The sequence below is a fragment of the Kaarinaea lacus genome (assembly GCF_975902315.1).
This window is the reverse complement of record NZ_CDLKIE010000344.1, coordinates 1-6,938: the sequence shown is the minus strand read 5'-3', so window position 1 is coordinate 6,938 and position 6,938 is coordinate 1. Positions and strand designations below refer to the sequence as shown.

At 43.3% G+C, this 6,938-nt stretch carries 8 protein-coding genes; all 8 read left to right on the top strand.

Features of this window, described 5'->3' with window-relative positions:
- The coding region (locus ACWVCM_RS11035; RefSeq protein WP_455201808.1) for a sugar ABC transporter substrate-binding protein at nt 1–880 on the top strand (880 nt) is incomplete at its 5' end.
- Between the two features lie 7 nt (nt 881–887).
- On the top strand, nt 888–1,787 hold the full coding sequence (locus ACWVCM_RS11030) for a carbohydrate ABC transporter permease (RefSeq protein ID WP_455201807.1): 900 nt from the start codon (nt 888–890) through the stop codon (nt 1,785–1,787).
- Nucleotides 1,784–2,620, top strand: coding sequence for a carbohydrate ABC transporter permease (locus ACWVCM_RS11025; protein ID WP_455201806.1), 837 nt, complete (start codon nt 1,784–1,786; stop codon nt 2,618–2,620). Before ACWVCM_RS11030 ends, ACWVCM_RS11025 begins: the two co-directional genes overlap by 4 nt.
- Nucleotides 2,621–2,634: 14 nt before the next feature.
- Complete coding sequence (locus ACWVCM_RS11020; RefSeq protein WP_455201805.1) at nt 2,635–3,756, top strand: ABC transporter ATP-binding protein; 1,122 nt, start codon at nt 2,635–2,637, stop codon at nt 3,754–3,756.
- A gap of 211 nt (nt 3,757–3,967) precedes the next feature.
- Entirely contained in the window at nt 3,968–4,528 is a 561-nt protein-coding gene (locus tag ACWVCM_RS11015; protein ID WP_455201804.1) for an RNA polymerase sigma factor, read from the top strand.
- Nucleotides 4,521–5,030 carry a hypothetical protein gene (locus ACWVCM_RS11010; protein ID WP_455201803.1) on the top strand — a complete coding sequence of 170 codons (510 nt, stop codon included), beginning with the start codon at nt 4,521–4,523 and terminating at the stop codon, nt 5,028–5,030. Before ACWVCM_RS11015 ends, ACWVCM_RS11010 begins: the two co-directional genes overlap by 8 nt.
- Nucleotides 5,031–5,101: 71 nt before the next feature.
- A complete protein-coding gene (locus tag ACWVCM_RS11005; protein WP_455201802.1) occupies nt 5,102–5,533 on the top strand; it encodes a hypothetical protein in 432 nt (143 codons plus the stop codon).
- A gap of 365 nt (nt 5,534–5,898) precedes the next feature.
- Nucleotides 5,899–6,938: DUF4382 domain-containing protein (locus ACWVCM_RS11000; protein ID WP_455201801.1), on the top strand; the 1,040-nt coding region annotated here is incomplete at its 3' end.

The window sequence follows — 6,938 nt, the reverse complement described above, 5'->3', positions numbered from 1 at the left end:
TGTCTTTGATTCTGGCCTGGGCCTTTATGCGCGTAAAAGCGCCCTGGAAAAAATACAGGTTCGTATACCTCAATCTGCCAACGATGCCTGGAGTGTCGAAGAGTTTAACGATGTTCTGTCGCGCCTCGCAAAGCATGATCAGGACAGTGCAGTATTAGACCTGAAACTCAATTACAGGGGAGAGTGGTTTACTTATGGTTTTTCTCCGATACTACAATCTGCAGGTGGCGATTTGATAGATCGGAAAAACTATCATGCCAGTAACAATGTCATTAACAGCGAGGCCTCTATTTCGGCAATGGAACAATTACAGAACTGGATAGTAAAGGGGTATGTTGATCCTAACCTGGATGATGCGGCATTTGTTACCGGGCGAGTGGCTCTGTCCTGGGTGGGGCACTGGGAGTATGCGCGTTACAAAGAAGCGCATCAGCAGGATTTAATAGTACTGCCACTACCTGATTTTGGTCATGGCAGTCGTACTGGTCAGGGTTCCTGGAATTGGGGAATCACCAGAAATAGTCAACATCCCGAGTTGGCCGCACAGTTCATCACTTTTTTATTGCAAACAGGAGAAGTGCTAGCAATGAGTAACGCCAATGGTGCTGTTCCCGGCACTAAAAGCGCGGTGCAGCTATCACCATTATATGGAGAAAACGGAGCATTGCGATTATTTGCGGTACAGTTAGTCGAAGGCTTTTCTGTCCCACGCCCCAAGACTCCCGCTTATCCCGTTATTACTACTGAATTCCAGAACGCTTTTCAACAAATCCGGAATGGTGGTAATGTGAGTGAAGCTCTGGATTTTGCGGCGAAGAAAATCGATCAGGATCTTCGCGATAACCAGGGATATCCCTTTCTTGATAATCAAAGAAAGTGATAAATGAATGAGCTTCTTACCCGCTAAGCAAGATACACGTATAGCATGGATTTTTTGCTTCCCGGCACTGGTGGGATTATTAAGCTTTGTATTATTGCCGTTCGTGCTGGCAATTGTTCTTTCCTTTACCAATCTTCGCTTAGGATCACCTTTACCCATTGAGTACGTGGGTTTTACGCAGTATGAACGAATATTTACCGATACAGCTTTTTTGCATGCTTTACGAAACAATACACTGTTTGCGCTTATTGTTGTGCCAGTGCAAACGGGACTGGCATTGATGCTGGCACTGCTAATTAATCAACCGTTACGCGGTATGACGATATTTCGCACTGTGTTTTTCATGCCAGTGGTGTTTCCTTTGTCTCTGGTTGCCGTGGTGTGGATACTGGTTTATGCGCCAGGGCCACAGGGATTGCTTAATAGCGTTTTGCAGGTGACTACTTTTGGTGCGTGGCAGGCGCGTGATTTTCTGCATGATCCAACGTTAGCATTAATGGCCATTGCCTTGACCTCAATCTGGCAAGGTGCTGGATTCCAGATGATTATACTGTTGGCTGCCTTGCAGGGTATACCAGAGGAACTTTATGAAGCAGCGAAAGTAGACGGAGCCAACAATCGTCAGCAGTTGTTTTATATCACCCTTCCTCAATTGCGTAATGCCCTTATTTTTGTGGTGTTAGTGACGACAATTCTGGCATTTCGCCTGTTTGATCAGGTGCAGATTATGACGCAAGGCGGACCCAGTCATGCGACGACAACAGTGATGTATGAAGCGGTAACGGCCGCTTTTGGTAGTCAGCAAGTGGCCAAAGCAGCGGCGATGACCGTGGTTTTCTTTATAATCGTATTGTTATTTACTTTGCTGCAAAGATATGTTCTGAGACAAGAGCGGGTAATAGAATGAAAAATAAGCGTGTTTCCATTATCGCGTTGAATTATGTGTTGCTGGCTGGTTTGTTGCTGGTGTTCATTATTCCTGTAGGGATGATGGTATTTGGCAGTTTTAAACCAGACGCACGTGTATTAATGGAATCTGGAGCCCTGCATGGTTACTTTTCTTCTGAATTCAGCTGGACCAATTACCGGGATGTGTTTGAACGCGTGCCATTTTTACGTTATTTGTTCAACTCTACATTTATAACTTCGGCTATTGTCTTATGCGGCTTAGTAGTTAATTCCCTTGCAGGTTATGCTCTTTCCCGGCTGCAGTGGCCGGGAAGAGACAAAATATTGTTGCTGGTAATAGCGCTTATGATTATACCTTTGGAAGCCATTGCTGTTCCTTTGTTTTACGAAGTTACCATAGCAGGTTGGCGCGATACTTATCTTGTACAGATTGTTCCTTTTATTGCCAATGCATTCTCTATATACCTTTTTTACACTTTTTTTCTAAGTTTACCCAAAGAGTTGGAGGAAGCAGCACGAATTGACGGCGCAGGGCCGTGGCAAATATTTTTTCGTGTCGTGGCACCTAATGCCAAACCGGTGTTTGCGACGGTAGCAATTCTGACATTTCTAACCCAATGGGGCTCTTTTCTCTGGCCATTAATGGTCACACATAGCGAGGCGGTTCGTCCACTACCTTTGGGTATAGCTGCCTTTTATACCTTGCCACCATTGCAGTGGGGAGATATTTTTGCGTTTGGCATAATGATGGTATTGCCGGTACTAATCATTTTTATTGTATTTCAACGCTGGTTTGTGCAAGGTGTGGCTACTTCTGGCATTAAAGGTTAGGGTAAGGGTAACTTGTGGCAAGTGTGGAATTTAAAAACATTACCAAACAGTTCGATAATGGTACCGTTGCCTTAAAAAATCTTAATTTACGTATTGAAGATGGCGAGCTTCTTGTGTTGGTCGGCGCTTCGGGTTGTGGAAAGTCAACTGCATTACGTCTCCTGGCGGGTTTGGATACTGCAAATGAAGGTGATGTTCTTATAGACGGTCAGGTTGTAAACCAGAATACCCCACAGCAACGCAATATCGCCATGGTGTTCCAGAACTACGCCTTATATCCGCACATGACTGTGCGCGGTAATCTTGAGTTTCCATTAAAAATGTCTCACGCAGCTAAAGAACAAGTTGCCTCCAGGGTGGAAAACATTGCCACGCTTTTAGGACTTTCTGATTTACTGGATCGTAAGCCAGCGCAATTATCTGGGGGGCAGCGGCAACGCGTAGCTATGGGGCGCGCTTTGGTACGAGATCCCAGCGTTTTTTTGCTCGATGAACCCTTGTCTAATCTGGATGCCAAGTTGCGAGCACAAATTCGCGCTGATATTGCGCGAATCCAACGAAGGCTTAAGAAAACGACTTTGTATGTAACACATGATCAAGTGGAAGCTATGACACTGGGAGACCGAATTGCAGTTCTTAATAAAGGCGAATTGCAACAAATAGGAACACCCCAGGAGCTGTATAACCATCCAGCGAATATTTTTGTGGCTAGATTTATTGGCAGTCCAGGTATGAATATCTTGCGTTCCCGGATTAATGATCTGGGTTATGAAAAATTTTCCCTACAATTGGGTGATGCTGAAATTGAATTGAAACCATCTGACCGGCTTGCTGTTGAATCTCTGATACTTCATGCTGAGCAAGATGTTTTTGTTGGTATTCGACCCGAGGCTTTTAAAATCAAGTCATTTGAAGGTAGTGTATGTATTAAATCAAAGGTAAAGGCTGTAGAGTACCTCGGTCATGAGTCACTAGTGGATCTTGATTTCACCGATGTAGGCGAAGTGACTTATGGTGATTCATTCATTGCCCGGTTGCCAGGGCAGTTTCAGGATCCCAACGAAGAATTTGTGGAATTATTTTTTAATCCAGAAGTGATTACATTGTTTAGTAAGGCAGAACAAAGGATGCTTTGATATTTTTCTCCTGGCTTTGGAGATTAATTAATTTATCAACACAATGCTTTGAGCTAATACAGGCCAAACCTGAAAACGAGTTTCTCCCACATTAATTTGATTTCTATGAGATCAAAGATCTTGTTTTGTAAAAAATGTTCGTTTTTTGACTTTTACGGTAAACGGAATTGACTTTACTTGCACTAATATCTGTAAAAACAAGGAAATATCGTTGGCCGAAAAGTCAGATAAAGAGTTAATCAAGCAGTTTTTGGCGGGGGACCAGGGTGCTTTCGATATATTCGTGAAGCGCCATCAGGACCGTGTTTACCGCTTAGCTTGTGCCAGACTATATTCCACTGATGATGCAGTGGATGTGTCGCAGGAAGTATTTTTACGCGCATACAAAGGATTGCGACGCTTTCGCTTTCATGCAGAGCCTTTTACCTGGCTATACAGGACACTGGAGAATGTTTGCAATGAATATAATCGGCGTGTTGTGCGTGATAAAAAACTGGATCGGAAACTTGATGAAGTTGATACATCAGATTCGTATGCGCAAGACGGTTCCCAGCAAATTCATATGCAGCAAATACGGCAAGTTATTCGGCAATTGCCAAAACGCCAGCAGGATGTAGTGCTATTTCGAATATTTGAAGGCATGTCCGTTGAGGAAACCGCAACAATATTGAAATGCCGGGAAGGAACAGTAAAAGCGCATCTGCACAAGGCATTGAATAACTTACGCAACTACTTTAAAGATATGGATATAGAGATCACTGATTATGAATGACGAAAAAGACACTGAACAAATACCGGAATTACAGTCGCTTGTAGATAAGTATCAAAGCACAAAAGCACCGTTAGGTTTCAGTGAGCGCGTGGCCGCGCACATCAATGATGAGAGCGGTAAACACGAATGGTCAAGTGTGTTAGCTGATATATTGGGTTCGCCGAGATTGATAGCGGCGGCATCCATTGGAGTAATAGCGGTACTTTCTATAATGGTTGTGCAATTAACTATTGAGTCTAAACCGGAATTGCAAATCGCTCAGCAAGACACAACAGTGCCAAAAACGACGATTGAGGTTGAGTCAACGCAAATTACACAGGTCATGGAGCCGATAAATATGAATCAATTATTAGAGCCATCTACAGCAGAGGGAGAAATAGCAAATCTCGCAGTATTGTCTGATATTTCAGTTTGGCTAGAAGAAGACATTGAATCAACAACGCCAGATTTTACGGATATGCCAGATTTAGCTGAGATAGATGCCATACTGGATTTCACATGAAATTAGATTAACAAACTAATGCAATAGTAATAAAAAATGTATTTTTATCTGTATCAATAAGAGGAATAGACATGAAAAACCTTCGTTTATCCATAATTGTTTTGTTAGTAAGCTTTATGACTGTGTTATTGCTTCCTGTTGTTACGATCGCTGCCCCATATGATGGCAGTGCTAATATTGATCGAGCTGAAAGAATTCAAATGCGCTTAAATTTGCTGGATCGCTATTTGCAGGTTGTAGAATCAATGCATTCAATTGCCGATGATCCTGAGAAAGCTGTTTTGTTTCAGTTGCAACAACTGGAAGATTTATATAAAAAACAGCGTGATCCGAAAAAGATAATTTCACTTTACCAGGATGTTTTGAAAAATACTGCGAATGCAACAGTGCGTAATGCAGCCAGTATGAAACTGGCGCAACTGCTCAAAAGAGCTGGTAGAGAAAGTGAGGCAGAAGAACTTACCCGGAACTCGCTAAACGAAAATCTGAGTCGGCTTAAGTAACAGGTGAGCAGTAGCTATAACATGCTCGCCTGTTGCTGGTATTTGTAACAACATGGTAATTGCTTGAAACCATAATGTTGTTGTTATTATCAGGCAGTTGTTTTTTTTGAATAAAATAACAGCGTTTTCGCAGTTACTAACTATTGCCTAATTAGTCATGAGGTTCAAGATTAGTGAAGTAAATCATATGCTTGCAATTATCATTAATTACTAAAAAATATTTTTCATTCTGCAGTAAACCAAACCACCACATATTTCACCAATCCATTGAAAACAGATCAATCTGCCTGGCCGCCTTTTTCAAGGTGACTGGAATTCCAGGCAAGTAGCAACCACTTGAAGTAATAAGAATTTGGAGGTGAAAAATGGATAGGCGATTTACAATCAAACAACTAATTCCCATGCAGGTACCTGGCTGGTGGCAACTGACCATTGTTACACTGCTAATGGTATTGTTAGCAGTGGCGGGTTGTAGCAGTTCAAATGATCCAGGGAGTGATGATGGATCATCAGGCGAATTATTAATTAGTTTAACGGATGCGCCAGGGGGATTTTCGACCTATACCGTTGACGTGCTTTCCCTTACGTTAACCACTGCGAGTGGCGCCGTCGTGGAAACATTGCCAATTAATACCCGAGTCGATTTTGCACAGTATGCAGATCTTACGGAGTTCCTGACTGCGGCTACCGTGCCTTCGGCGCGTTATGTTAAAGCCACCATGCAACTGGACTATCAAAATGCAGAAATCTGGGTGCTCGACTCCAGTAATAATGAACCCGTAAGGGTAGACAACTTTTCAGATATTGAAGGAAATCCTATAGATACATTGGAAGTGTCAGTCCATCTGGAGAACAGGAATTCCCTGGTCATTAAGCCGGGTGTACCCGCTTATTTGACGCTGGACTTCAATCTTGATGCCTCCAATGAACTGGTATTCAACAGTCAGGGTATACCTGCCTTGATTGTACAGCCCTTGCTAATTGCTGATCTTGACCCAGAGCGTCCCAAGATACACCGTGTTCGCGGACCTTTGTTTGACGTTGATACAGATAACAGCCAATTTGAGCTAGTCATTCATCCTTTTGTTCATCGCTTGCATCATGATGATCATCGCTTTGGCAAGTTACCGGTTACTGTTGGCACCAACACCATCTACGATATCGATGGGCAACGTTATGAAGGTCAAGCTGGTCTGGAAGCCCTGGCTGCCATGCCGGCGTTTAGCGCGACAATCGCTATCGGTGATTTTCATGTAAGAGCGCATCGTTATATTGCGCAACAGGTGTATGCGGGATCCAGTGTGCCTGGTGGCACCATGGACGTAGTGTCAGGAAATGTAACCGCACGAGTGGGAACAACATTGACAGTCCAGGGAGCCACTTTGGTTCGAGCTGATGGTACGGT